This window comes from Alphaproteobacteria bacterium (assembly GCA_017308135.1).
Taxonomy (GTDB): domain Bacteria; phylum Pseudomonadota; class Alphaproteobacteria; order CACIAM-22H2; family CACIAM-22H2; genus Tagaea.
Genome location: JAFKFM010000006.1, coordinates 284894 through 309535, shown reverse-complemented (window position 1 = coordinate 309535; position 24642 = coordinate 284894). Strand labels below are relative to the sequence as shown.

General features: G+C 66.5%; 21 protein-coding genes. 18 read left to right on the top strand and 3 right to left on the bottom strand.

Annotation, left to right across the window (positions count from 1 at the left end; all coding sequences use genetic code 11):
• Positions 1-4 precede the first annotated feature (4 nt).
• Genes J0H39_01770 through J0H39_01760 form a run of 3 tightly spaced genes read right to left on the bottom strand, consistent with a single transcriptional unit; the run spans position 5 to position 3224 of the window.
• Positions 5-1504 (bottom strand): amidohydrolase family protein, encoded by a 1500-nt coding sequence (locus J0H39_01770; protein MBN9495456.1) that lies wholly within the window; start codon positions 1502-1504, stop codon positions 5-7.
• Positions 1501-2523, bottom strand: a complete 1023-nt coding sequence (locus tag J0H39_01765; protein ID MBN9495455.1) for a hypothetical protein — start codon at positions 2521-2523, stop codon at positions 1501-1503. Before J0H39_01765 ends, J0H39_01770 begins: the two co-directional genes overlap by 4 nt.
• Positions 2520-3224, bottom strand: a complete 705-nt coding sequence (locus J0H39_01760; GenBank protein ID MBN9495454.1) for a hypothetical protein — start codon at positions 3222-3224, stop codon at positions 2520-2522. The genes J0H39_01765 and J0H39_01760 overlap by 4 nt, the downstream gene beginning before the upstream one ends.
• Positions 3225-3587: 363 nt before the next feature.
• Here J0H39_01760 and pseB point away from each other — a divergent pair, with 363 nt between their 5' ends.
• From pseB to neuC, 18 genes are all read left to right on the top strand, one after another.
• Complete coding sequence (pseB, locus tag J0H39_01755) at positions 3588-4586, top strand: UDP-N-acetylglucosamine 4,6-dehydratase (inverting) (GenBank protein ID MBN9495453.1); 999 nt, start codon at positions 3588-3590, stop codon at positions 4584-4586.
• A complete protein-coding gene (pseC, locus tag J0H39_01750) occupies positions 4586-5794 on the top strand; it encodes a UDP-4-amino-4,6-dideoxy-N-acetyl-beta-L-altrosamine transaminase (protein ID MBN9495452.1) in 1209 nt (402 codons plus the stop codon). The genes pseB and pseC overlap by 1 nt, the downstream gene beginning before the upstream one ends.
• A gap of 19 nt (positions 5795-5813) precedes the next feature.
• Positions 5814-6551 carry a glycosyltransferase family protein gene (locus J0H39_01745; GenBank protein MBN9495451.1) on the top strand — a complete coding sequence of 246 codons (738 nt, stop codon included), beginning with the start codon at positions 5814-5816 and terminating at the stop codon, positions 6549-6551.
• Entirely contained in the window at positions 6536-7519 is a 984-nt protein-coding gene (locus J0H39_01740) for a Gfo/Idh/MocA family oxidoreductase (GenBank protein MBN9495450.1), read from the top strand. Before J0H39_01745 ends, J0H39_01740 begins: the two co-directional genes overlap by 16 nt.
• A gap of 4 nt (positions 7520-7523) precedes the next feature.
• Positions 7524-8855, top strand: a complete 1332-nt coding sequence (locus J0H39_01735; GenBank protein ID MBN9495449.1) for a DegT/DnrJ/EryC1/StrS family aminotransferase — start codon at positions 7524-7526, stop codon at positions 8853-8855.
• Positions 8852-9778 (top strand): hypothetical protein, encoded by a 927-nt coding sequence (locus tag J0H39_01730; protein MBN9495448.1) that lies wholly within the window; start codon positions 8852-8854, stop codon positions 9776-9778. Before J0H39_01735 ends, J0H39_01730 begins: the two co-directional genes overlap by 4 nt.
• Positions 9775-11409, top strand: a complete 1635-nt coding sequence (locus J0H39_01725; GenBank protein ID MBN9495447.1) for a glycosyltransferase — start codon at positions 9775-9777, stop codon at positions 11407-11409. The genes J0H39_01730 and J0H39_01725 overlap by 4 nt, the downstream gene beginning before the upstream one ends.
• Positions 11410-11428: 19 nt before the next feature.
• Positions 11429-12409, top strand: a complete 981-nt coding sequence (gene galE / locus J0H39_01720; protein MBN9495446.1) for a UDP-glucose 4-epimerase GalE — start codon at positions 11429-11431, stop codon at positions 12407-12409.
• Between the two features lie 49 nt (positions 12410-12458).
• Positions 12459-13322, top strand: coding sequence for a hypothetical protein (locus tag J0H39_01715; protein MBN9495445.1), 864 nt, complete (start codon positions 12459-12461; stop codon positions 13320-13322).
• 176 nt (positions 13323-13498) lie between these two features.
• Positions 13499-14374 (top strand): hypothetical protein, encoded by an 876-nt coding sequence (locus tag J0H39_01710; protein MBN9495444.1) that lies wholly within the window; start codon positions 13499-13501, stop codon positions 14372-14374.
• A gap of 14 nt (positions 14375-14388) precedes the next feature.
• Positions 14389-15195 (top strand): class I SAM-dependent methyltransferase, encoded by an 807-nt coding sequence (locus tag J0H39_01705; protein ID MBN9495443.1) that lies wholly within the window; start codon positions 14389-14391, stop codon positions 15193-15195.
• A gap of 7 nt (positions 15196-15202) precedes the next feature.
• Positions 15203-16789 (top strand): hypothetical protein, encoded by a 1587-nt coding sequence (locus J0H39_01700; protein MBN9495442.1) that lies wholly within the window; start codon positions 15203-15205, stop codon positions 16787-16789.
• On the top strand, positions 16786-17820 hold the full coding sequence (locus tag J0H39_01695) for an N-acetylneuraminate synthase family protein (protein MBN9495441.1): 1035 nt from the start codon (positions 16786-16788) through the stop codon (positions 17818-17820). Before J0H39_01700 ends, J0H39_01695 begins: the two co-directional genes overlap by 4 nt.
• 133 nt (positions 17821-17953) lie before the next feature.
• Positions 17954-18604, top strand: a complete 651-nt coding sequence (locus J0H39_01690; protein MBN9495440.1) for a methyltransferase domain-containing protein — start codon at positions 17954-17956, stop codon at positions 18602-18604.
• Entirely contained in the window at positions 18493-20883 is a 2391-nt protein-coding gene (locus tag J0H39_01685; protein MBN9495439.1) for a radical SAM protein, read from the top strand. Before J0H39_01690 ends, J0H39_01685 begins: the two co-directional genes overlap by 112 nt.
• Before the next feature lie 48 nt (positions 20884-20931).
• A complete protein-coding gene (locus J0H39_01680) occupies positions 20932-22083 on the top strand; it encodes an NAD-dependent epimerase/dehydratase family protein (protein ID MBN9495438.1) in 1152 nt (383 codons plus the stop codon).
• Between the two features lie 56 nt (positions 22084-22139).
• Positions 22140-23486 carry a hypothetical protein gene (locus J0H39_01675; GenBank protein MBN9495437.1) on the top strand — a complete coding sequence of 449 codons (1347 nt, stop codon included), beginning with the start codon at positions 22140-22142 and terminating at the stop codon, positions 23484-23486.
• Positions 23483-24637, top strand: coding sequence for a UDP-N-acetylglucosamine 2-epimerase (hydrolyzing) (gene neuC / locus J0H39_01670; protein ID MBN9495436.1), 1155 nt, complete (start codon positions 23483-23485; stop codon positions 24635-24637). Before J0H39_01675 ends, neuC begins: the two co-directional genes overlap by 4 nt.
• The last annotated feature ends 5 nt before the right edge of the window (positions 24638-24642 follow it).

Genomic DNA, 24642 nt, shown 5'->3' with positions numbered 1-24642 from the left:
CCACCTAGTTCGAAAGGCGCGGAAACGCGCGCAGCGCGTTGCGCCGGAAAATGCCGTCGAGAAGCGCCGTATCCAGATCGGCGCTCGCCATCTTGCCGAGCGTCCATGCCGGATTCATGAGCTGCGAATCGGTCGAGAAGATCACCCGATCCGGGCCGGCATGCGCGACCAGATCGCGCAGGTCGCAATTGCGCCGCAGCGCCGAGCTGGTCGCGATGTCGAAATAGATGTTCGGCCGCTTGGCGAGTTCGCGGTACCGCCAGGTCGAGTGCGCGGCGACGAAGTGGATTTCGGGGAACGCGTCGGCGACGTTCTCCAGACCCGGCAGATGGCACATGACCGGAAGATCGAAGCGGCGCGCCGCCTCCAGTATCGGGCGATAGGCGGGATGGTCGATCCGCATCGGTCCGTCGGCGTAGTAGAAATCCTGGATCGTCTTCACGGCCACGAAGCGCGGATTGGCGGCGAGGCGCTCGATCTCGGCGATGCTTTGCGCGGGACGCCAGGGATTGACGACGATCAACCCGTAAACCCGCTTGTCGGCGGCGACCAGCCGTTCCGTGTCCGCGTTGCCGGCTGCAAGGTCGTGGTTGAGCGCGAGAATCGACGACGTGACCATCTTCTCGATGCCGTAGGCGTCGAGCTCGGCGCGGATCGCCGCATGGGAAATCGCCGGTTCGATGATGTTCCAGGCGCCGGTGTGCCAATGCGTGTCGATTTTCGGGGCCCGGCGATGGGCGGTCCAGAACGGATGCGCGCTCGCGCGCCGCGGCGGCGCTTGAACGCCGAGCGCTGCGGCCAGCGACGCGCCCTCGATATTCGCGCGGTCCGCGTCGTCGAGATCTGCGGTGTAAAGCGAGAAATAGGTCGCCCCCTCGAGGCAGGTCGGCGAGTTCGACGCCATATAAAGGCGCTTAGAACCGACACGCTCGCAAAGCCAGCGGATCCCGCCGGTCTGCGTCACGCAGCCCACATCGAACAGGAACTCGGGGAAATCCTCGGCAACGGCCGCGATCTCCGGAAGGTTGTTGTAGCCCCGGCCTTGCATCCAGCGCACGAGAACCCGCGCGCCCGTCGGGCCGGCGGCGCGCGCGATATGCCCGAGATCGGTGACGTCCATCGCCCCCGTTTGAATCGGCAAACCGGCCTCCGCCGCCTTCTCGGCGAATTTCGCGACGCCGTAGTCGCTCCACCGCCAGGACTGCATATGCGGAAAAAGTCCCACCGCCTTGAATCCGGCGGCGCGCAGTTCCTCGAGCTCGGCGCGCGAAACGCTCCACCCGGCCAGACAAGCCGCGGCCAGTGGGATCAAGCGGCCGTTCGACGCGGCGCATAGTTCGAGCGTCCGCGCGTTGCCGAATGCGGATTGGTAGTAGACGGCCGAAAAATCGGCCGCCAGGGCGCGCGCCGCGCCGAATGCGTCGAGCCGCGCCAGCGTGCCGGCGAGATCGTAGCCGTACTCGATCGCGGGATCCTTACCGAGAAATACGCCGCCGTCGATCATTGCGCCCCAACCACCGCATTCCGCGAACGCCAGCGCGAGAACGCGCCCTCGGGGAAAAGCGAAACAACGGAATAGCCCAGCAGCGTCGCCTCGTACAACATCGTCGACTCCATGCCCGCGATCAGATCGGCGGCACCCAGGGCGTCGAGCGCATCACCCGCGCGCGAAACCGTCACGCGCGCATCAGGCCGCGCCGCTTGGTGCGCGTACTTGTCCGGCGAATCCTTCGGATGGGGCCGCACGACGACGATCGTGGTGCCGGAATCGACCGCGCCGTAGCCGGGGATCGCACCGGCCGCGATTGCGGCGAGCAATCCCGCAAGGCAAGCGTTCTCGTCGAAAGGAGCGGTCCGTCCGGCGGCGCGTGCCATCTCGCTGACGCATTCGCTCACGAACAGAACGACCCTGTCCCGGGGTCCCGCGCCCCAGGCTTCGCGCAGCCGCGCGCGCGCGCCGGCGTCCGGCGGCGCGGCCGTTTCGAGCATCGTCAGATGCGGATCGCCCAGCACCGTCAACCGTTCCGCCGGGATGCCCGACGCGCCGAGTTCGCGCACGGCGGCGGGCGTGTCGGCGAGGATCGCGGTGGGCCACGCCGGCGTGCCGTCCGCCAAGCGAAAGCGTTCGGCGAGATTGGCCGGATGCGTGGACAGCGCGTAGCACGGCACGCGCGCGGTCGTTGCGGCGATCCAAAAGCGTTTCTCGAAATCGCTATCCGCGCCCGACGTGCCCGTTACGACCACGTCGGGCGCCGCCGCGGCGATCGCCGCCGCCGCGCCGCCGTCGCCCACATCCGTCGTCCGGACCCCGATCGAAGCCCATCGCGCGGCCGCGTGATCGCGGGCGGCGACGGCGAAGTCGGGCCGCGCGTTCTCCGGCAGGCCGATCGCCGCGCGCAAACGGCCCGCCAATTCGCGCTGCGCCGGGTTTCGGGCGCTGTCCGACAAAAGCGCCCGGCAGGCGATGGTTTGGTTGGCGCCGCCAGGATCGCGGCAGACGAGCAAAACGCGTGGGGGGCTCATCGTGCCGCTCCGCGTTCCAAGCGCGCACGCAGCGCCGCGAGCCGTTCATCGTCCATCTTGGGCCAAGCGCGCGCGCCGATTTGCGGTTGCGCGACGGCGGGGACCGGCCGTCCTTCGCGCAGCGCGCCGGCGATTTGATCCAGCGCCGTGGCGAGCGTTTGAGCGCAATGGGCGTAGAGCGACGCCCGGATCCGTTCGTAGGTCCATGTTGCGGGAAATTCGTAGCGGCTTTCGCAAACCACCGGACCTGTGTCGATGCCGGAATCGATCCAATGGGCGGTGATCCAAATCGGTTCGCCGTTGTCGAGCGCCCATTCCGGGCAGTTGCGGCCGCGATAGCCGGGCAAGCGCCCCGGATGGGCGTTGAGAATGCCCAGGCGCGGGATCGCGATGGTTTCGGGACGCAGAATACCGATTCCGCCTTGGATGGCGACGTCGATTCGCGCCGCGGTCAAAAACGCCCGGAATTCCGGATCGTCGAGCGATGCGAAGCGTCCGGCGACCGCGTCCTCGGGAATCGGCGGCGGCCGCCAAAGTCCGCCGGTGCGGGCGCGCTCGATGGTGCGGGAATGCTCGGACATCGCGCCCACGGCCACGACCATGTCCGGGCGCCATCCCGCGCGCGAAAGTACCGCGAAATACTCCGGGCCGATGAAATTGCCGTCGGTGAACAACAGCGCAAGTCGAAGACGGTCGGTCATGCCGATCGGCGGCTCGCGAGTCGCCGAAACATGCCCCGACGGGACGGCAGCCGAATGGCCGCCGGGTGCCCGATGGCGGTATCGGCGATCGCCAAGATATACGCTTTACCCATGATTCACAAATACTTGTGATGATACCGGGAGGGTGGCTTCGTGCCGCCGAACTTGGGGATACTACTTGACACCCCTTTTACTGCCAACGTAATTGTTCATGGCGTGAACACTATCCGTTGGCGTTACGGATTCGGATGTCGATAGCGAGCGTTGCGCGCCGCCGGCACCCGAACGGCGGTAGCGTTGCGCGACCCCTATGCCCGTTCCTCGAACACCCGCAGCGTCGACGCGGGAAGCCGGATATCAACCATGAAAACCGCGATGAGCCGACTCAACGGAACCTCCGTGTTGATTACGGGGGGCACCGGCTCGTTCGGGCGCGCCTTCGTGGCCCATATGCTGGCCCACGCCGATCCGGCCCGGTTGATCGTCTTCTCGCGCGACGAGCTCAAGCAGTCCGAGATGCAGGCGGAAATCGGCAAAGACCCGCGTATGCGCTATTTCATCGGCGACGTGCGCGACGCCGATCGCCTGGAAATGGCGTTCCACGGCGTGGACTACGTGATCCATGCGGCGGCTTTGAAACAGGTTCCGGCGGCCGAATACAATCCCTTCGAATGCGTGCGCACGAACATTCACGGCGCGGAGAACGTGGTCCGCGCCGCGCTGCGCACCGGCGTGAAGCGCGTCGTGGCGTTGTCGACCGACAAGGCGGTCAATCCCGTCAACCTATACGGCGCTTCGAAGCTTGCTTCCGATAAAATCTTCGTTGCCGCGAACCATCTGTCTGCCGGACGCACGGCTTTCTCGATCGTCCGGTACGGCAACGTCGTCGGCTCGCGCGGTTCGGTCATCCCGCTATTCAAGCGTCTTCTCGCCGGCGGCGCTCGCGAACTTCCCGTGACCGACGCGCGCATGACGCGGTTCCTCATCACGCTCGAAGAGGGCGTGCGCTTCGTCATCCAGTCGCTCGAACAGATGCATGGCGGCGAGATTTTCGTACCCAAGATTCCCAGCGCATCGCTCGACGAGATCGTTCGCGCGATGCCCGGGTCCGTCGGCGCGCGCAACGTCGGGATCCGTCCCGGCGAGAAGCTGCACGAAGTCATGGTGACCGAGGACGACGCGCGCCACACGCTCGAATTCGACGATCGCTACGTCATCCTGCCGGAGGGCGATTTTCCCGCGCGCGCGGAATACGAAAAGGCGGGCGCGCGTCCCGTGGTCGATCGGTTCCGCTACGCCAGCGACGGCAATCCCCAAAGACTGGATCGCGAGGCGCTGGCGCGTCTGATCGCGGCCGTGTGATGACGGGCTTTCTTCCCTACGGCCGGCAGTATATCGACGACGCCGACGTGGCGGCCGTGGCCGCCGTGTTGAAGGGCGATTGGCTGACGACGGGCCCGGCGGTCGAAAAAATGGAAGCCGCTTTGGCCGCGGCGGTGCAAGCGCCCCACGCCGTCGCCTGCAACAGCGGCACGGCCGCGTTGCATCTGGCCGCCTTGGCGCTGGGGCTCGGCGCCGGCGACACGGCGCTCGTGCCGGCCATCACGTTCATGGCTTCGGCCAACGCCGCGCGCTATGTCGGCGCGGAAGTCGCTTTCGTCGATGTCGATCCGGCCACGGGTCTGTCGTTTCCGGCGCATTTCGAAGCGGCCCTCGCCCGTGCGCCGGGTGCCGTCAAGGCCGCGTTCCCGGTCCATTATGCCGGCCGGTGCGCCGATCCCGCCGGTCTGGCGGATTTCGCCGCGCGCCATCGCGTCGACGTCGTCGAGGATGCGTGCCACGCCCTCGGCACGGTCTACGATGTCGGCGGCCATTCCTTCGCGGTCGGTTCCGGCGCGCATGCGCGCCTGTGCGCGTTTTCGTTCCATCCGGTCAAGACGATCGCGATGGGCGAAGGCGGCGCGGTGACGACGCGCGATGCCGATCTGGCCGCGCGCATGGCAAGATTGCGCAGCCACGGGATCGAACGCGATCCGGCGCGGTTCGTCGATCGTACGGCCGGGTTCGCCGCCGACGGTACCGCCAATCCCTGGTATCACGAGTTGTCGGAGCTGGGGTTCAACTACCGCGCCAGCGATCTGAATTGCGCGCTCGCCGAAAGCCAGTTGCGCAAGCTACCCTTCTTCTCGGCGCGGCGTCGGGCGCTGGCCGCGCGCTATGACGCGCTGCTCGCGCCGCTGAGCAACGTCGTACGGCCGCTTGCGAACGTGGCAGGCTGCGCGCCGGTCCTGCATCTCTATGCCGTGTCGATCGATTTCCTGGCCGTAGACTTGGATCGCGCCCGCGCGATGGCCGAGCTCAAAGCGCGCGGCGTGGGCACGCAAGTCCATTACATTCCGGTGCACCGGCAACCTTATTACCGCGCGCGCTACGGCGATGTGTCGCTGCCCGGCGCCGAGGCGTTCTACGCGCGCTGCCTCAGCCTGCCGTTGTTCGTCGGCATGGCCGATTCGGACGTCGATCGGGTCGTCGCCGCCCTTGTGGACGTCCTGGGCCGTGCCGGAAGCTGAACGACCGGGAGTTCGAGCGATGAAAACCGCCATCACGATTCAAGCGCGCATGACCTCCACCCGGTTGCCGGGCAAGGTCATGCTGCCGATCCAAGGCAAGCCGACCCTCGAATTGATGGTCGAGCGGTTGCGCCGCGTGCGCGGCGTCGACGGCATCATCCTGTGCACGACGGTCAACGATTCCGACGACGTGCTCGCCGCGCTCGCCGCGCGCCTGGGCATCGCGTGCTATCGCGGCAGCGAAAACGACGTTCTGTCCCGCGTGCTGGAGGCTGCCCAGCGCAATTCGGTCGAAACGATCGTCGAAACGACGGGCGATTGTCCGCTGATCGATCCGGGCATCATCGAATCGGTGATCGCGGCATACCGCGAAAATCCGATCGACTACTGCTCGAACGTATTGGAGCGGTGCTATCCGATCGGCATGGATACCCAGGTTTTTTCCACGCGCGTTCTCGCGGACGTCGCGCGCCGGACCGACGATCCCGAAGACCACGAGCATGTCAGCGTCTTCATCTATCGGAATCCTCAAATCTATTCGTTGCGTCACGTTCCCGCTTCGCCGTTCCGCCACCGGCCCAAACTCCGCCTGACGCTAGACACGCCCGAAGATCTCGAGTTGATCGCGCGGATCTACGACTCGCTCTATCCCGGCAAACCGGATTTCGGGCTCGACGATATCCTGGCGCTGCTCGACCGCCATCCCGAATGGCTTGCCATCAACTCCGGTGTCGAGCATCGATGGCTGAAACGATGATCGACGCCGTCATCGTCGGATGTGGCCGGATCGCCGGCGGCTACGACGAAACGGCCTCGTCGGGGCCGCCGCGGACCCACGCGGGCGCGTACCGGGCGCGCGGCGACGTGCGGCTGGTGGCATGCGTCGATCCGGATTCCGAACGGCGCGCGGCGTTCCGGCGGCACTGGGGTGTCGGCCGGGACTTCGCCAGCCTTGTGGACATGGCGGCGGCCGGTATGCGCGCGGACGTCGTATCGGTGTGCACGCCCGGCGAACGGCACGCCGCCGATCTCCAAGCTTTGTTGGCGATGGACGTTCGCGCCGTGCTTTGCGAAAAGCCGCTGGCGCCCGATCTCGCACAAGCGCGCGCGGTCGTTGCGGACTATCACGCCAAGGGGCGGCCGCTGGCGGTCGCCCATTTCCGCCGCTGGGATCCCAACATTGTCGAACTCGCCACGCTTATCCGCGCGGGCGCGTATGGCGCGCTCCAATCTTGCGCCGGCTTTTACGGCAAGGGCCTGTTCAACAACGGCAGCCACTTGATCGATCTGTTCGCCGCGCTCGTGGGATGGCCCGAGCCGCTTTCGGCGGAGGGCCGATTCGCGGGTCCGAACGCCGGCGACCCGACGCCCGACTGCGTTTTGCGCGCGCCGTGCGGCGCGCCGTTTCGGCTGATCGCGACCGACCATACCCGGTTCGATCTGTTCGAACTCCTCCTCGTCTTCGACGCGGCCGTCGTCGAACTGCGCGAAGGCGCTTCGCGCGTGACGGTACGCGAACCGGTCCCGACGCCGGGTTTCGCGGGCCATCGTCGGCCCGGCGCCGGCGTTTCTTGGCCTTCGCGCCAGGACGAAGCCTTCGCGCGCATGATCGACGCGACGATCGACGCGGCGGTGCGTGGCGCGCCGGTGGCGTGCGACGGCGCGACCGCCTTACGGACGCTCTCCATTTGCGCGGCGCTCGCCGCGGGACTTTCGAGGAACTGAAACGATGTCCAAACTCGCCGAGTTCGGCGGCTCCAAGCTGCGCACGGAGCCGTTCCCGCCCTATATCGTGATGGGCGCGGAGGAAGCGCGCGCGGCCGCCAAAGTGGTTGAAAGCGGCGTGTTGTCGAAATTCTTGGGCACTTGGCATCCCGATTTCTGGGGCGGCCCCGAAGTGCGCGCTTTCGAAGCCGCCTGGGCCGAACGCTACGCGGCGCAACACGCATACGCGGTCAACTCCGCCACCAGCGGGCTTTACGCGGCGGTCGGCGCCGCTGGCGTGGGGCCCGGCGACGAGGTGATCGTATCGCCCTACACTATGAGCGCATCCGCCGCCGCGGCGCTGGTGTTCAACGCCGTTCCCATCTTCGCCGACATCGATCCCGAGACCTATTGCATCAGCGCCGCGACGATCGAAAAGCGGATCACGAAGCGGACCAAGGCGATCATCGTGGTCCATATTTTCGGTCAGACGGCCGACATGGACCCGATCATGGCGCTGGCGCGCAATCACGGGCTGGTCGTGATCGAGGATTGCGCGCAGTCGCCGGAATGCACGTATCGCGGCCGGCCGGTGGGAACCCTCGGCGATATGGGCGTCTTCAGCCTCAACTATCACAAGCACGTCCATACCGGCGAAGGCGGCGTGGTCACGACCAACGATCCGCGATTCGCCGAGCGGGTGGCGCTGATCCGCAATCACGCCGAGGCCGTCGTCGAAGCGAAGGGCACCGTCGATCTCGTCAACATGATCGGGTTCAACTTCCGGCTCGGCGAGATCGAGGCGGCGATCGGCCGGCTGCAACTCGCCAAAGCGGCCGAGCTCGTGCGCATCCGGCGCGAGAACGTGGCCTATCTCGAAGGCCGTCTGGCCGGGCTGCCGGGACTTTCCCTGCCCAAAGTGGCCGAGGGCGCCACGCACGCCTATTACGTCCACGCCCTCGGTTACGACCGCGCGGTCACGGGCGTGTCGCGCGATCTGGTCGTGCGGGCGTTGAAGGCGGAGCTTCCGCACACGACCTTGCGCGAGACCGAAGGCACATTGATCGGGCAGGGCTATATCCGTCCGCTTTATCTGCAGCCGATCTATCAGAAGATGATCGGTTACGGCTCGGTCCAGTGCCCGTTCAAATGCCCGCATTACGGCGGCGAGCCCGATTACGCGCGCGGCCTTTGTCCGAACGCCGAACGCGCGCATTACGAAACCTTGATCTCGCACGAGTTGATGCGGCCGGGCATGACCCGGCGCGACCTCGACGACGTCGCCGACGCCTTCGCCAAGGTGTGGGACGCGATGCCGGAGTTGCGTTCGCACGAACGCCGAAACGAGAAGGAATGACGCCGATCCTCGTCTACGCCCGCGATCCGGGTGCCGCCAATCAGATGGTCGCGGCGTGCGAAATCCTGACGCGCGATCCGGCCGATCCGCGAATGGCGCCGTTGCGCCGGTCGTTCGGCGCCGGTCCGGACTGGGCGCCGGCGCCGCGGATTCATGCCCGCGGTCCGGCGCTGGACACGTTCGCGCGCGCGGGCTTCGCCGTGACCGAAGGCGCGCCGGCCGATGCCGCGCTCGCGCAAGCGGCCGCCGTGCTCACCGGGCTCGACGACGTCGACGATCCGGTTCCGCGCGCGCTTTGGCGCGCGGCGCGCGCGGCACGAAAGCCGTGCGCGGCGATCTGCGACAACGACGTCAACCTCGCCGTGCGATTGGGCGACGCGCAAGGCTGCCCCGATCTGGTGTTCGCCGTTTCCGAGCGCGGCCGGCGGGAAATCGAATCCTGCCGCTTGCCGGGACTGCGCGTCGAACTCGTTCCCGATCTTCATCTGGCGCGCTTGGCGCGCGCCGCGCCCGATCCGGAGGCGCGCGCGCGTCAACGGCGGCGCTGGGGTGTATCGGCGGAGGCGCGAGTTTGGCTGTACGCGGGCGTCGTGCGCCGGGAGCTTGCGGCGTTGCGCGCGGTCGAGGCGGAGGACGAGGTGGATTGCCTGCGCGCGCTGGCGCTCGCGCTGTCTGTTACAGAGCCAGCATCGGCCTTGGCCGTGCGTCCGCACCCGCGCGATCCCGACGGCAAGTACGAGTCGGCATGCGAAGCCATTGGAACCCGCGCGGTGGTGGATCGCTCGGGCACACCCGCCGAAGCCTTCGCCGCGTCGGACGTGGTCGTCAGCCTGTCCGAGGCGGTTCGCAACGAAGCCCGCTTGCTGGGGCGGCCCGCTTACGCGCCCGAGGCCGCCTTGGCGCTATTGTCGGGTCCGCGATGAAGGAAGCGGTCAAATCCGCCGTCCGCGGTGCCTTCGCCGCTTACGGACGCCTGCAAACGACGGCCCGCGAACTGCGCATCGCGCCCGCGCGGCGCGCCGCCGAGCGCGCGATCGCCGCGCTGCCGACGATGGGGCCGTCGCTGGTCGATGGTCCCGTCTTGGTCGACGCCGCGTTCCAGCACCCGAATTACTGGCAGCGTTTCGGCTTGCTGCGGGCCGCACTCGGATTCGAGAATCTCGAGCAATACGCGCTGCCGGGCCGCTTCTCGACCCTCGGGCTCGCGGGAACGTTGCGCCGGATGGGTATCCGGCACAGGTTGGCGCCGTTGACCGACGCGGCCGCCGTCGCCGCCCGGCGTGTCGAGGCGCGCGAAATTCTGACGCGCGCGGGCGACGCCGACGGTTTGTTCCGGGCGGAGCTTCCCTTCGGTATCCCGGCTTTCGACCTTTACGACGGGCTGCTGCGCGCGCAGCGGACCGCGCGCGTGGATCTCGGCCATCCCGATATCGCGGACTTCGTCGCCACGTGGCTTGCCGCCGCGTATTCGGCCGACGATCTGGTCCGCCGCTTGCGCCCGGGTTTCGCGGTCCTCAGCCACACCCAATCGGGGCGGGACGGTTACGGCGTTTTGGCGCGCGCCTTGATCCGGCATGGCGTGCCGATGGTCGTGCCCAACGGATTCTTCGAAAACCTGCATCTGCACCGCGTCGAGGCGGAACCCGATCTTTACCGGTTCTTCGATCCCGTCGAACCGGAGGAAATCGACGCCATGCCGTCCGCGCGGCGCGAATCCCTCGCCGTGTTGGGCCGGCAGGCGGTGATGGCCCGGCTGGGCGGCAATTCGCGCGAGTTCGCGGGGCAGCTGGCCTTCGGACCCGGGCAAACCGATTGGTCGCGCGAGGAGATGTGCCGCGATTTCGGCTGGGACCCCGCGAAACCGATCGTCGCGATCCTCACGTCGACATGGTTCGACTTCCCGCATCTTTACGGCTCGAGCCGTTTCCGCGATTTCGCCGACTGGGTCGGCGTCACCTTGCGCGCCGCAGCGGGCGCCGCCGACGTCAATTTCATCGTCCGGGGTCACCCCGCCGATCGCTGGTACGACGGCGTCTATGTGTCCGATATGATCGGCGGCCAACGCGCGCCGAATATCGGCGTATGCCCTTACGGCAAAAACGGCCGCAGCGTCATGCAGGCCGCCGACGCGCTCGTGACCTTCTACGGCAGCGCGGCGCTCGAATACGCGATGTTCGGCAAGCCGGTGCTCGTGCCCGATATCGGCTGGTACCACCGTCACGCCTTCGTGCGCCTCGCCCACTCGCGCGAGGATTACGCGGATCGAATCCGGCGCGTCTGGTGGCGCGACGGCGATTGGCGCCCCGATCCCGAACGCGCGGCGATCGTGCAGGCCTATCGGTTCGGCTATCCGGCCTGGCAAGGCGATTGGCGGCTCGATGACGACGTCGCATGTTCGCGTGACCGGATTCTGCACGCGATCCCGGCGCGCCTGGCCGCGTGCGCGCCGGCGGTTCGCCTTGAACTGGCGACGATCCGGGATTGGTACGCGTCCGGCGAAATCCTTTACCATCCGTTCAAGATTCGCCGCGCCACGGAGTTGACCCACATTTGATCGGCCGGAGCGTAGATCGATGAAATCCGTCCTCGTTACCGGCGGCGCCGGCTATGTCGGTAGCCATGCGTGCAAAGCGTTGGCGCGCGCGGGTTATCTGCCTGTGACGTTCGACAATCTGTCGCGCGGGCACGCCGAGCTCGTGAAATGGGGCCCGTTCGTGCGCGCCGATCTCGCCGATCGCCAAGCGCTGGACGCCGCTTTCGCCGAGCACAAGCCGGCGGCCGTGATGCATTTCGCGGCCTATGCGTTCGTGCCGGAATCCGTCGCCGATCCCTATCTCTACTATCGCAACAACGTGGCGGGCACGCTCACGCTGCTCGAGGCCATGCGCGCGGCCGGGGTCGGGCGATTCGTATTCTCGTCGACCTGCGCGGTCTACGGCGCCGTCGCGCGCACGCCGATCCCCGAAGCGACGCCCACGGCGCCCGTCAACGCTTACGGCGATTCCAAGTTGATGATCGAACGCGTGCTGGCCGACGCGGGCCGCGCCTACGGCCTCGCGTGGACGGCGTTGCGTTACTTCAACGCGTGCGGCGCCGATCCCGAGGGCGAGACGGGCGAGTTGCACGATCCCGAACCGCATTTGATTCCCCGCGCGTTGATGGCCGCAAGCGGCCAAATTCCGCATCTGGATGTGTTCGGCGAGGACTGGCCCACGCCCGACGGCACCTGCGTGCGCGACTACATCCACGTCGCCGATCTCGCCCAAGCCCATGTCGCGGCCTTGCGGCGGCTGGAAAACGGCGGCGCTTCCGACGCGTTCAATCTCGGCACGGGGAGCGGACTTTCGGTCCGGCAGATCGTCGACGCGGTCGAGCGGATCACGGGCAAGAAACTGCCGCTGCGCAAAGGTCCGCGCCGGTCCGGCGATCCGCCCGCCTTGGTCGCCGATCCCGCGCGCGCGCGCGCCGAACTCGACTTCGCGCCCGCGCATTCGGATATCGACACGGTGGTGCGCACGGCTTGGCGCTGGCATCGCGCGCGGCACAACGTCTGACGCGCGTGGCCACGACAGTCCTTCCGTCCGAGATCGCGGGGGCCGCGCGATGAGCGCCGGATCGACCGCACGCTTGCGCTTGAACGGCGACGCGGCCCTCGGCTTCGCGGGCAAGCTTGGTTACTTGGCGGGCAACGCGCTGCGCAACGCGATTCTGGATCGGCCCGGCGCGCTGACGGTCGAACGCTTCGCGCCGGCCGGCCTCGGCGCCGTCGCCGGAACGCCGTCGCCGTCGCGCGCGTTGTGCGAAGCCCATCTCGCCGCATTCGATTGGGACGAATTCGCACGCGCGGCGGGCGGCATAAGGATGCATGAAATGGGCTGCGGCTCGGGCCGCGCCGGCGCCCTCGTGACGGCGGCGTCGGGCCAGGCGATCCGTTATCGCGGCTTCGATATCGCCGCACGGGAATCCTGGGCGCGGCCCGCGCCGCAAGCGAGCTTCGCCGCGTTCGACGGCAAGGATTTCGCAGGCACGATCGCGCCCGGCGACAATTTCTTTTTCTCGCAGTCGGCGGCCGAGCATATCCCGGCCGATCTCGACTATTTCACCGCTGTCGCGCGGGCTTGCGCGGCGGCGCCCGGGCCCACGCTTCAGATCCATTACTTGCCGTCGGCGGCGTGCTTGCGGCTTTATCTTTTCCACGGCTACCGGCAATACCCTGCGGGCGTCCTTGCCCGTTTGGCCGATTTGCAACCGGGCGACGCGCGGGTTTCGGCGGTCGCCTTGGGCGGCCCGGCGGCGATCGCCTTGCATTGGCGCTGGATCACCTGGCCCGCCTTGCGTGGCCGGCCGGATCGGCGTGCGGCGGATCCCGAAGGTTACCGGGCCGCGTTTCGGGCAGCGGTAGCGGCGGACGCCGAACGTTTGTCGGAAGCACCGGCGTTTTGGGCGCTGGTCGTGCGGCGGGGCTGACCTAAGGCCGATTCCCGTCCCCGCTCTTGACGTTCACGCCGTGAACGCAGTAGACCGTCCCCGTCGGAAGTGTCGATGGCGAAGGCGAAAACTTCGGCGATCCGCCGTCCGTACCAAGGAACTCGGTCATGTTGAGCGCCGCGAAACAATTGGCTCGGAATTGGCGTTGGGAGCGCATGATCCAACGGACGCGCTCGCGCCTGCCTTACGAGCAAGGCCAGCGCTACATGGATTATCTCGAGGCGTGCCGCAAAGCCTACAAGGCGGCCGAACCCGACGAGCCGCGATTCGCCGCACTCGCCCGCGATTACTGGGCCAACGGTTACTGCACCTTCATGCCCGCGCGCGGAACCGAGCTTGCGCAATCGATGCGCGCGCGCGTCGCCACGCTGGCCGAGTCCGTCGGCACCCAGGCGTGGCGCGACGACCGGTTCTACGGCGGCGACACCTATCGCGATTTTCCCGAGGTCCGGGAGCTTCTCGCGGGCGATCTGGGCAAGCTGTATCGGGCGATCTACCGGGCGCATTTCAAAATCTTCTACGGCATGATCTTTCGATCGATCCGCGATGCGGATACGCCGATCTATTCCCAGCTTTGGCACGCCGATGGCGGCCCGGGAACCTGCGTCATCGCGATCTTCGCGCTGTCCGATATCGGCGCGCACAACGGCGGCACGGAAATGCTGCCGTGGCCCCAATCGGTTGAGGTGATGCGCGCCGAGCGCCGCGCCGCCAAGGCGCTGGACGCCGAAGCCAAGGCGCTGGGCCCGAACCCCGACCGTATGGCGCTGCGCGACGTCAAATGCCGTTTCTACGAGCGGACGATCGCGGCCGAGTATACGAGCCGGGTCGTGCGGGCGAGCGGTCCGCCGGGCACTCTGCTGTGCTTCTCGAATAACGTGATCCACCGCGGCGGCTACCCCGAGCCGGGACAGATCCGCGAGGTCGCATTGTTGCACGCCTATCCGTCGATGACGCCGACCCCCTTCGAAACCTACGCGGCCCGGGGCGTGGAAAAAGTCGCCGGCAATCCCGCCGGCCCCGATTTCTAAAGCGAACCCAGCGAATGATTGCAAACTATTTGCGCTACGCGAAACGCGCGTTGCTCGACCCGGCCCCGTGTCCGTCGGATACCGGGTTGTTCCGGCGGCTGCTGCTGAAGCCGCGCGTGCACGACTTGGTCTCGGCGTTCATCCAGCTGCGCGACGCGCGCCGAACCCTCGCCCTCGCGCAGACCGGCGCGCCCGCCTTGGGCGGCGCCAAGAACCGCGACGCCGTCGATGAGACGGTCACCCACAACCTGGGACAGGTGCAGCGCAAGCTGGTGGTGCGCACGCGGCGCGTCGAGCCTTTCTACCAAGTGCTGACCGCGCCGTGGCGCGACCTGTCGAACGAAAAGCTTCTGGTGATCGGCGGACGAAATATCCACGAATTGTGGATCGCCGAACTCTACGGCTACAAATGGGACAATATCGACGCGATCGACCTGTTCTCGACCAATCCGAAAATTCGCGTGATGAACATGGAGGCGCTCGAATATCCCGACGCGACCTTCGACGCGGTGACGATGATCAACACGCTCGGCTATTCCGGCGATCCGGTCTCGGTCGTCAAGGGCATCGCGCGCGTGCTGCGGCCCGGCGGCCGTTTCGTGTTCAACCATGTTCACGACCCGAAGATGGAACGCTTCGGCGGCGGCGACCGCGTTCCGGGACGCGACATTCTCGCGGCTTTGCGCGAGTCCGGCCTGAAGATCTATTTCTACTCCCCGTCCGACAAGATCAATTCGGCGGGCCGTCCGCAGACGAGCCATCTTTTCGGCGCGCGCAAACCTGCGTTGGGCGAAACGCCCTTCGATCCGGTCGAGCTTTGAGGATAGGTTGAACAGCTTGCCCGTCCGCGCGCTCGCCGCCGCCGCTTCGCCGGCAGCCTTGCTCGCCGCGTGCCTGACGGCGGCGATCCCCGGACCTTTCGCCTTCGCCGGCGCCGCCGTCGTCGTCCTTGGCGCGCGGGCGGCCATCGTGCGGCCGGCGGGCGGCCGGGCCGAGACGCTCGTAACCGCGATTCTGGCTTTGATGTGCGCGGCGTTTCTGCGCCAGGCGATCGGCGTGCCGCTCCGGCCGACGGCCGCTTACGTCAGCGCGGTGCAGATCGCCTTCATCGTGGGCGTGCCCGCGCTGTTCGGCCTTGGATTCGGCCTGGCCGCGATTTGCCGCGGCGGCGCGCGCGACGCGATCGTGGCGACATTGATTTCGGCGGGGGCGGGGCTTCTCGCCAGCGAACTGGCCTTCGTCGTCGGCCGCGACGACGCGCCGAAGCGCTGGGCCGTCTATCAGGCGGGCCGCGCGGCGGCCGACGCACGCGGCGAACGCTTCGATGGCCGCGCGGATATGGATGTCGTCACCGAACTCCGGCAGGCGGGCGTCGACGCTTGGCCGATGTTTTCGATCTCGAATTTCCTTTACGCCGAAGGGCCTGCGGCCGCGGACCGCGCGAATGGACCGCTCACGCTGTCCGACGGCCGGAAGATTCTGCCGTTCGCTTCGATCCCGGACGTCACCACGGTTTATTGCAACGAAGGCGGGCGTTTCCTGATCTTCCGGTCGGACGAAATGGGTTTCAACAATCCCGCCGGAACCTGGTCGCGAAGCGATGCCGATATCGTCGTGGTCGGCGATAGTTTCGCGCAAGGCGCGTGCGTGCCCCAGGGGCAGGGGATGACCGATCGTCTGCGCGCGACCCATCCGTCCCTCGTCAATCTCGGCATGGGCGGCACGGGTCCGCTCTATCAGCTCGCGACGCTCTCGGAATTCGGGGCGCGTTTCGCGCCGCGCAAGGTGGTTTGGCTGTTTTTCGAGGGTAACGATCTGCATACGAATCTGGCGCGCGAGATCGAGTTCGAAGCGTTGCGCCGGCGGACGGAACCTGGCGCGCCGGACGACGGCCAGATCGGCGCGGCGCCCGAGATCGCCGCCTTCCTGCGCGCCACGGCCGATCGCTTGATCGATGCCGCCCTCGCCCAGCCCGAGACGAGACCGGAATCCCGTTTCCCGCCGTTCGGCGAGATCGTGCGGCTGCGCCAGATCATGGCGCGCGCGGGCTTTTCTGTCTGCCCGACGCGCGCGCAAATGTTCTTCCCCGATTTCGAACGCGTGATGCGCGCGGCGCGCACGAAAGTCGAATCCTGGGGCGGAGAACTCCTCGTTGTCTATCTGCCGGCATGGGATCGCAGTTGCGACGCGCTCAACGTCGTCGATGGCGCTTGGCATTGGCCCCACGCCGAGGTCATGGCGGCCTTGACGCGCGCGGGTATCGCCGCGCTCGATCTGCACGGCGCGTTCACCGCGCATCCCGATCCCGCGCGCCTTTTCTACTACCCCGGTTCCCATTACTCCCCCGAAGGCCACGCTTTCGTCGCGGCGGCGATCGCCGCGCGATTGGCGGCTCCAGGAGCGCAAAGCCGATGACCCGTTTTCCCGCCGCGTTCGAAATCGCCGGGCGGCCCGTCGGGGCCGGCCATCCGCCGCTGTTCATCGCCGAAGCCGGCGTGTCGCATTTCGGCGATATGGGGCTCGCGCGCGAACTCGTCGATATGTCCGTCGCCGCCGGCGCCGACGTCTTCAAGACGCAGTTTTTCGACGTCGAGCAACTCTATGCCAAACGCGCCCAGGCTTGGCGCGATCGGTTGCGGCCGCGCAATCTGACCTTCGACCAAGCGGCGGAGATCGCCGAGCGGTGCCGCGCCAAGGGCATCTTGTTCATGTCGACAGCGCATGACGAGAGCCGCATCGATTGGCTGCGCCGGCTCGACGTGCCGGCGATCAAGGTCGGTTCGGGCGAGCGCAACAACCCCGCGTTCCTGACCCGGCTTGCCGAACTCGGCAAGCCGATGATCGTGTCGACCGGGATGTACGGCGAGGCCGATGTCAACGAGGCCGTCGCCGCTTGCGCGCGCGGCGGCTGCGATCGGCTGGCGCTCTTGCATTGCGTCACGAGTTATCCGGCGCCGGCCGCCGACATCAATCTGCGTGCCATGGACCGGTTGCGCGAAGTATTCCCGGGGCCGGTCGGCTATTCCGATCACACGGAAGATCTGCTCGCCTGCTACGGCGCGGTCGCGCGCGGTGCGGCGATCGTCGAAAAGCACATCACGATCCTGCGCGACGTTCCTAACGCGCAGGATTGGAAGGTGTCGGCCGGCCCGGAAAATCTGGCGACGCTCGTCGCCGATTTGCGCCGGATGGCGGCGATGCTGGGCCACGGCCGAAAAGAGGCGGCGCCATCCGAGGCCGCCGGTCCCGCTTGGGCGACGAAATCGCTGGTCGCGGTGCGCGACCTGCCCGCGGGGTACGTGCTGACGCAAGCCGACCTGGCGGCCAAGCGCCCCGGCGACGGGATTCCGCCGTCGCGGATCGGCGAAATCCTAGGCCGCGCTCTGCGCCGCGCCGTCGCCGCGGACGATCCGATCGTTGGCGACATCCTCATGGATCGGGAGTGAAAATTGGCTATAGTTGTGGCAAGAGATCGAGGCTCGCGGCGGCTTCGGACTGCCCTTTCGCATGCGAAGGCGCCGGACGCGGTCGCGGCGGCGGCCGATGGACCAGCCGGCACCCGGCCGATGGAGTTATTGGATGACTGAAATCGCTCTCGACTCGCTGGAAAAGCGTCTCGATCTTTGGCGCGGCGAATTCGGCGACGCCTATCGGGAACGCAACGGGGCGACCGAATCGATGCTGCGTGCGCTGCGCGGCCAGTGGTCGCAATTCCTCGCGCCGGTCGCGGGCGCCCCTCCGCGATCGATCCTCGAAGTCGGCGCCAATATCGGACTCAATCTGCGCGCACTGCGCGCATTGACCGACGCCGAATTCTACGCCGTCGAGCCGAACCAACGGGCGGCCGATCAGATGGTCGGCGACGGCGTCCTGCCCGCCGCCAACGTCAAGGTGGCCGACGGCTCGAACATTCCGTTCGCCGACGCGAGCGTGGACCTTGCGTTCACGTCGGGCGTTTTGATCCACATCCATCCCAGCGATCACGAAAAAGTCTGTAAGGAGATGTACCGGGTCTCGCGGCGCTACATCGGGTGCATCGAGTATTTCGCGGACCGGCCGCGCGAGATTCCATATCATGGCTTTACCGGCGCGCTGTTCTTGCGCGATTTCGGCCATATGTGGATGACGGCGTGTCCCGACCTCGTCCTGCGGGGCCACGGATTTTTCTGGCGGCACGCGGGCGCCGCCGACAGTATGAATTGGTGGCTCTTCGAAAAGGCGGGCGCATAGCGTCATGCTGGCCCCCGTCTCTCCCGGTCCAACCCTGCCGCGCCGCGATCGTCGAAGGGCGTGTCGCGATCTCGCCCGGCGACGCGCTCCGGCGGGGCGGCGTTTTTTGTGGGGATGACATGTCCCGAAACCCCGATCCTGCGGATGCGCCTATGACCGCCACTCCGGTGAAGATCTGGATTTGCGATCTGACGTATACCCAGCAGACGATCGCTTCGGACATCATGCCCGCGGCGGTGGGTTGCGTCGCGACCTACGCGGAAAAGATCCTCGGCGACGCCATCGAAACGCGGATCTTCAAATTTCCTGAGAAGCTCATCGCAGCGCTGGAGTCCGACGAGGCGCCGCGCGCGATCGGCTTTTCGAACTACGCATGGAATGAGGATCTGAGCGCGGAATTCGCGCGTGTGATCAAGCTTCATCGGCCCAGCATCGTCACGATTTTCGGCGGGCCGAATTATCCGACGACGGCGGTCGAGCAGGCCGATTTTCTGCGCAAGTACCCGCAGATCGATTTCTACGTGGTCAAGGAAGGCGAAATCGGATTCGTCGAACTCGTGCGGGCGTTGATGGAGGTCGATTTCGATTGCGCGCGCGTGCGCGACGACGTTCCTTCGGTACACCGGATCGCGCCGGACGGAACGTTCAAGGCGTCGCCGACCGTTCAGCGCATCCGCGACCTCACGGAGATTCCTTCGCCCTATCTCGCCGGCCGCATGGACGAATTCTTCGACGGCGTGATGCTGCCGATCGTCCAGACGAACCGCGGTTGTCCGTTCCAATGCACCTTCTGCGTCGAGGGTACCGACTATTACAACAAAGTCGCCAAGACGCAGGCGCTGGAGAAGATCGAGCGCGAGCTCGAGTACATTGCCGAGCGCATGGCGCGACTGCGCGACGAGCGCAACGGCCGCAGCGACCTGCACATCGCCGATTCGAATTTCGGCATGTTCAAGGAGGACGTCGAGATCGCGCGGTCCATCGCCGGGCTTCAGAGCCGCTACCGGTATCCCGAGTACATCATGGTGGCGACCGGAAAGAACAACAAGGACCGCGTCCTAGAAGTGGCGCGGACGGTCAACGGCGCCATCCGACTGTCGGGCACCGTGCAGAGCATGGACGATGTCGTCCTCAAGAATATCAAACGCGCCAATATCAGCTTGCCGCAGATCATGGATTTGGCCTTGAGCGCCAGCGAGATCGGTGCGAACAGCTATTCGGAGATCATTCTCGGATTGCCCGGCGACACGCTTGAGCGGCATTTGGCGAGCATCCAGAGCATCGTCGAGGCCGACTTCAATATCGTCTGTCTCTATCAGTTGATGCTTCTGCCGGGAACGGATCTCGCCTCCGAGGAAAGCGTGGCGCGCTGGGGTATGACGACGCGCTACCGCGCGATCCCGCGCTGCTACGGCCATTTTGAGCTGTTCGGCGAGCGGATCGTGGCGTGCGAGATCGAGCGGATCTGCGTATCGAACGAAAGCCTGACTTTCGCGCAGTATCTCGAATGCCGGCGCATGCACCTGATCGTGAACCTTTTCTACAATGACGGCATCTTCAAGGAGGTTCTCCGCCTTCTGAAGAGCTCCGGCGTGCGCGTTTACGATTGGCTCGAGCGGATTTACGAGGACCGCTCCAATCCGGCGCTGAACGCGCTGTTTGAGGATTTCCTGGAGGAGACCCGGCGCGAATTGTGGGACGACCGCGACGCCTTCCGCGCCTTCACGCGCGATAAATCGCACATCGAAAGATTCATCTCGGGCGAGTTCGGCTCCAACCTCATCTTCAAGTATCGCTCGCGCGCGCTTCTCGAGAACATCGGCGATCTGGCCGTCGTCGCGGCCCGCGCTCTGGAAGCGACGCTCGCGGCCGCCGGCGTGGCCGCCGCGTCCCGTCTCGGCCGCGAGCTCATCGTCTTCGCAGAAGCGCGCGCCGCCGGCATTTTCGACAACCGCGACATCGCCATCGAGCGCGTATTCGAGTTCGATGTCCCCGCCTACATCGCGGACAAGACCCCCGGTCCGGTCGACTCCTATCGCCGGCCGGCCCCCGTGCTGCTGCGGTTCGAGCATACGCCCGACCAGCTCGGCATCATCCGCTCCTATCTCGGCGTGTACGGCAGCTCGTTGGCGGGACTGAGCCGCATTCTCGCCAAAATTTATATCCGGCGGCTTTTCCGCAGCGCCGTCGAGGTCGCCGGCGTGCCGCCCACGGTGGCGGCCGACGACGAACTGCGCTTCGGCCAAGCGGCGCTGACCGGCCTCAACCAGTTCGGCTGACAGCCGGATTTCGCGCATCAACCCCAGTCAACGACGGACGACATAATCATGCGAGTTCTAATCATCGGCGGCGACGGCTATCTCGGATGGCCGACGGCCATGCATTTCTCCAATCGCGGCGACGCGGTCTGCGTGGTGGACAGTTTCGACAAGCGGCGCTGGGAACTCGAGGAAGGCGTGGAGCCGCTGCTCGCGATCCCGACGCTCCAGAACCGCGTGCGCGAGTGGAAGCGCCTTACGGGCCGCGACATCGATCTGCGCGTGGGCGACATCTGCAATCAGCGATTCATTTACAAGGTGCTGGAGACGTTCCAGCCCGACGCGATCGTGCATTACGGGGAGCAGCCTTCCGCGCCCTACTCGATGCACAGCCGCGAAACGGCCGTTTACACCCAGGTGAACAACGTCGTTGGCACGCTCAATCTGCTTTTCGCGATGCGCCGGCACGTTCCCAAGGCGCATTTGGTTAAGCTCGGCACGATGGGCGAATACGGCACGCCCAACATCGCCATCGAGGAAGGCTGGATCACAATCGAGCACGAGGGCCGCAAGGATACCGTGCTCTATCCCAAGAAGCCCGGCAGCTTCTATCACCTCTCCAAAGTTCATGATTCGGCGAATATTGAGTTCGCTTGCCGGATCTGGGGCGTCGCGGCGACCGATCTCAACCAGGGCGTCGTGTACGGCATCCGTACGCCGGAAACCGAGATGGCGCCGGTCTTGCGCACGTCGTTCCACTACGACCACATCTTCGGCACGGTGCTCAACCGCTTCCTCGTGCAGGCCGCCATCGGCGAACCGCTGACGGTCTACGGCAAAGGCGGCCAGACGCGCGGCTTCCTCGACATTCGCGACACGATTCAGTGCGTGACGCTGGCTTGTGACAATCCCGCCAAGCCCGGCGAGTTCCGCGTCCTCAACCAGTTTACGGAGCAATTCTCGGTCAACGATCTGGCCGGCAAGGTCGTCGCGGCGGCGCGCCGCGCGAGCGTCGACGTAACGGTGCGCAACCTGCCGAATCCCCGCGTCGAGCTGGAATCGCACTTCTACGAAGCCAAGCATTCGAAGCTTCTCGATCTCGGCCTGAAGCCGCATCTTTTGACCGACGAATCCATCGACGCCATGTTCGAATCGGTGCGGCGTCACGTCGAGAAGGTCGACCGGCAGATCATCCAGCCGACCATCAAGTGGGCGCAGTGAACGAAGGCGGAGGATCCGGGCGCCGGAAGAAGGCGCTCGTCTTCGTCGACTTCGACATGATCGTCCGGCACTTCGTGCTCTCGGGGACGTTCCGGGAACTCGAAGAGTCGTTCGACGTGCGCTACGTCTTCCACGAGGATTCGACCTCGTCTAAGAAGGGCATCTATCTCGACTGGCGGGCCTTGGGTCTGCGCGATGCGGTCGGCTTCGAGATCCCGCGCGCGCGCTACGGGCTTTGGCACGACATGTTCTCGATCACCGCGCTGCGCAATCAGCGCGGTACCGGGAACTTCAAGCACCGGCTCGATCTGATGGCGACGGTCAACGATCCCAAAAACGTGCGCCGTTACGCGCGGCTGTCGCTGCCCTTCGTCTATCCCTTCGTGCGGTGGCGCCACCTCCGACGTTTGGGCGCCTACGCGCCACTCGAACGTTTCGTGCGCGAGGAAGCGCCCGACATCGTCATACACCCGTCGATCCTGACGGGCTATTTCATCAACGAGCTGTTGCAGATTTGCCCGCGGCTCGGAATTCCAATCGTGCTGTTGATGAACTCTTGGGACAACCCCAGCACCAAGGCCACGGGAACCGGCACGCCCGATCGGCTTGTCGTTTGGGGTCCGCAGACGCGCGACCATGCGATCCGCTATATGCGCATGCCGCCCGAACGAGTGCTTGAGTTCGGCGCGGCGCAGTTCGACGTATATCGCGAGCCGCTACGCGCGAACCGCGAGGAACTAGCGCGCGAGTTCGGCGTGCCGGCGGATCGGCCGATTTTGCTTTACGCGGGCGTTTCCAAGAGCATCAACGAATCGGCGCATCTTGCCGCGCTGGATGCGGCGATTGCAGACGGGCGCGTGCCGCGCTGCCACGTGATCTATCGGCCGCATCCGTGGCGCGGCGCGCTGATCGCCGGGGAAACGGATTTCCGGCAATTGAATTTGCGCCATACGACGCTGGATCCGCATATGGCCGAATTCTACGCCAGGGCCGTCGGTGGGGAAGCGATCGGTTTCGAGCCGGCGGATTACCGCGTCACCGTGCGGCTGCTGACGCTTTGCGATGGCGTGATCTCGCCGCTCTCCACCATACTTCTCGAGGCGGCGATCTGCGGCAAGCCCGGACTCGCCTTCCTGCCCAGCGACGTCGCCGATCTGGGCGAAGCCCAAGGCCAACTGTGGCGGAACCTGCCCCATTTCGCGGAATTCTGGCTGCCGCCGCTGCTGCGTGCCTCGTTCGACTCAGCCGAGTTGCCGGCGATGGCATCCGACTTGTTGGCCTTCGCGCGCGATCCGGCGACGGCGACGGCGCTGAAGCGGCACGCGGCAAAGTTCGTCGTTCTCGACGGCCCACGCTACGGCACGCGCGTCGCCGCGCTCGCGCGAGAATTGGCAGCCGCATGAGCGCCCCGCGCCGCATCCTGATCCCGCTGACGACGCGGGGCAACTACGCGAAGATGAAGTCGACGTTCCGCGCGGCGGCGCGGCGAACCGACCTCGACGTGTCGATCGTCGTCGGCGGCGGTATCGTGCGCGAGCGATTCGGCGATTTCCGCGCGCGTTTGACCGCCGACGGTTTCGCGATCGCGGCCACGCTGGATTTCCTCGTCGACGACGGTGCCACGCCGGTCGCGCAGGCGCGCTCCTCGGCCGCCGCCATCGGCGCTTTCGCGGCACTTAGCGCCGCGACGAAGCCGGACGCCGTTCTTCTGATCGCCGATCGTTACGAGACACTCGCTTTCGCGACCGCCGCCACCTGCCTTGCGTTGCCGATAGCGCATTTGGAGGGCGGCGAGGTTTCCGGCTCGATCGATGAGCGGATCCGGCACGCGACCACGAAACTCGCTCATTTCCATTTGCCCGCGAACGCCGACGCGGCCGAGCGTATCCGTCGGATGGGCGAGCCCGCCGATCGGATCGCGGTGGTCGGCTCGCCGAGTCTCGACCTCATCGCGGATATCGACCTGTCGGATACGCGCGCGATCGCCGCCGCGGGTCCGGGCGAAGGGGACGCGATCGACTTCCGCGCGCCTTATGCTGTTGTCTCCCAGCATCCCGTCGTGGGCGAACACGATGCGGCGGCGGCGCAAATCGCCGAGACGTTGGCCGCCGTCGATGCGTTGGGCTTGCCCGTCGCGATCCTGTTGCCGAACATGGACGCGGGCGGCGCCGCGATCGTCGCGGAGATCGGCCGCTGGCGCCCGGCGGCGAAGGTTCCCGCGCGCGTGTGGCCAAGCATGCCGATGGAGGCCTACGCCACATTGTTGACGGGCGCCGCCTGTCTGATCGGAAACACGTCGAGCGGCTTGCGGGAGGGCGCGTTTCTCGGCGTCCCGGCCGTCAATGTCGGATCGCGGCAAACCGGCCGCGCGCGCGCGGCCAACGTCGCCGACGCCCCGCCCGAACGCGGCGCGATCCTTGCGGCGGCGCGCCGCCAAGTCGCGCATGGCCGCTATCCGCGCGATACGCTTTACGGCGACGGCAACGCGGGCGAGAAGATCACCGAAGCGCTCGCCACGATGCCGCTCGATCTCGACAAACCCATCGTTTATTGATCCGC

Bases quoted from the DNA above. Each gene is read 5' to 3' on its own strand.
- J0H39_01770 (MBN9495456.1), bottom strand. From the start codon at position 1,504: ATGATCGACGGCGGCGTATTTCTCGGTAAGGATCCCGCGATCGAGTAC.
- J0H39_01765 (MBN9495455.1), bottom strand. From the start codon at position 2,523: ATGAGCCCCCCACGCGTTTTGCTCGTCTGCCGCGATCCTGGCGGCGCC.
- J0H39_01760 (MBN9495454.1), bottom strand. From the start codon at position 3,224: ATGACCGACCGTCTTCGACTTGCGCTGTTGTTCACCGACGGCAATTTC.
- pseB (MBN9495453.1), top strand. From the start codon at position 3,588: ATGAAAACCGCGATGAGCCGACTCAACGGAACCTCCGTGTTGATTACG.
- pseC (MBN9495452.1), top strand. From the start codon at position 4,586: ATGACGGGCTTTCTTCCCTACGGCCGGCAGTATATCGACGACGCCGAC.
- J0H39_01745 (MBN9495451.1), top strand. From the start codon at position 5,814: ATGAAAACCGCCATCACGATTCAAGCGCGCATGACCTCCACCCGGTTG.
- J0H39_01740 (MBN9495450.1), top strand. From the start codon at position 6,536: ATGGCTGAAACGATGATCGACGCCGTCATCGTCGGATGTGGCCGGATC.
- J0H39_01735 (MBN9495449.1), top strand. From the start codon at position 7,524: ATGTCCAAACTCGCCGAGTTCGGCGGCTCCAAGCTGCGCACGGAGCCG.
- J0H39_01730 (MBN9495448.1), top strand. From the start codon at position 8,852: ATGACGCCGATCCTCGTCTACGCCCGCGATCCGGGTGCCGCCAATCAG.
- J0H39_01725 (MBN9495447.1), top strand. From the start codon at position 9,775: ATGAAGGAAGCGGTCAAATCCGCCGTCCGCGGTGCCTTCGCCGCTTAC.
- galE (MBN9495446.1), top strand. From the start codon at position 11,429: ATGAAATCCGTCCTCGTTACCGGCGGCGCCGGCTATGTCGGTAGCCAT.
- J0H39_01715 (MBN9495445.1), top strand. From the start codon at position 12,459: ATGAGCGCCGGATCGACCGCACGCTTGCGCTTGAACGGCGACGCGGCC.
- J0H39_01710 (MBN9495444.1), top strand. From the start codon at position 13,499: ATGATCCAACGGACGCGCTCGCGCCTGCCTTACGAGCAAGGCCAGCGC.
- J0H39_01705 (MBN9495443.1), top strand. From the start codon at position 14,389: ATGATTGCAAACTATTTGCGCTACGCGAAACGCGCGTTGCTCGACCCG.
- J0H39_01695 (MBN9495441.1), top strand. From the start codon at position 16,786: ATGACCCGTTTTCCCGCCGCGTTCGAAATCGCCGGGCGGCCCGTCGGG.
- J0H39_01690 (MBN9495440.1), top strand. From the start codon at position 17,954: ATGACTGAAATCGCTCTCGACTCGCTGGAAAAGCGTCTCGATCTTTGG.
- J0H39_01680 (MBN9495438.1), top strand. From the start codon at position 20,932: ATGCGAGTTCTAATCATCGGCGGCGACGGCTATCTCGGATGGCCGACG.
- J0H39_01675 (MBN9495437.1), top strand. From the start codon at position 22,140: ATGATCGTCCGGCACTTCGTGCTCTCGGGGACGTTCCGGGAACTCGAA.
- neuC (MBN9495436.1), top strand. From the start codon at position 23,483: ATGAGCGCCCCGCGCCGCATCCTGATCCCGCTGACGACGCGGGGCAAC.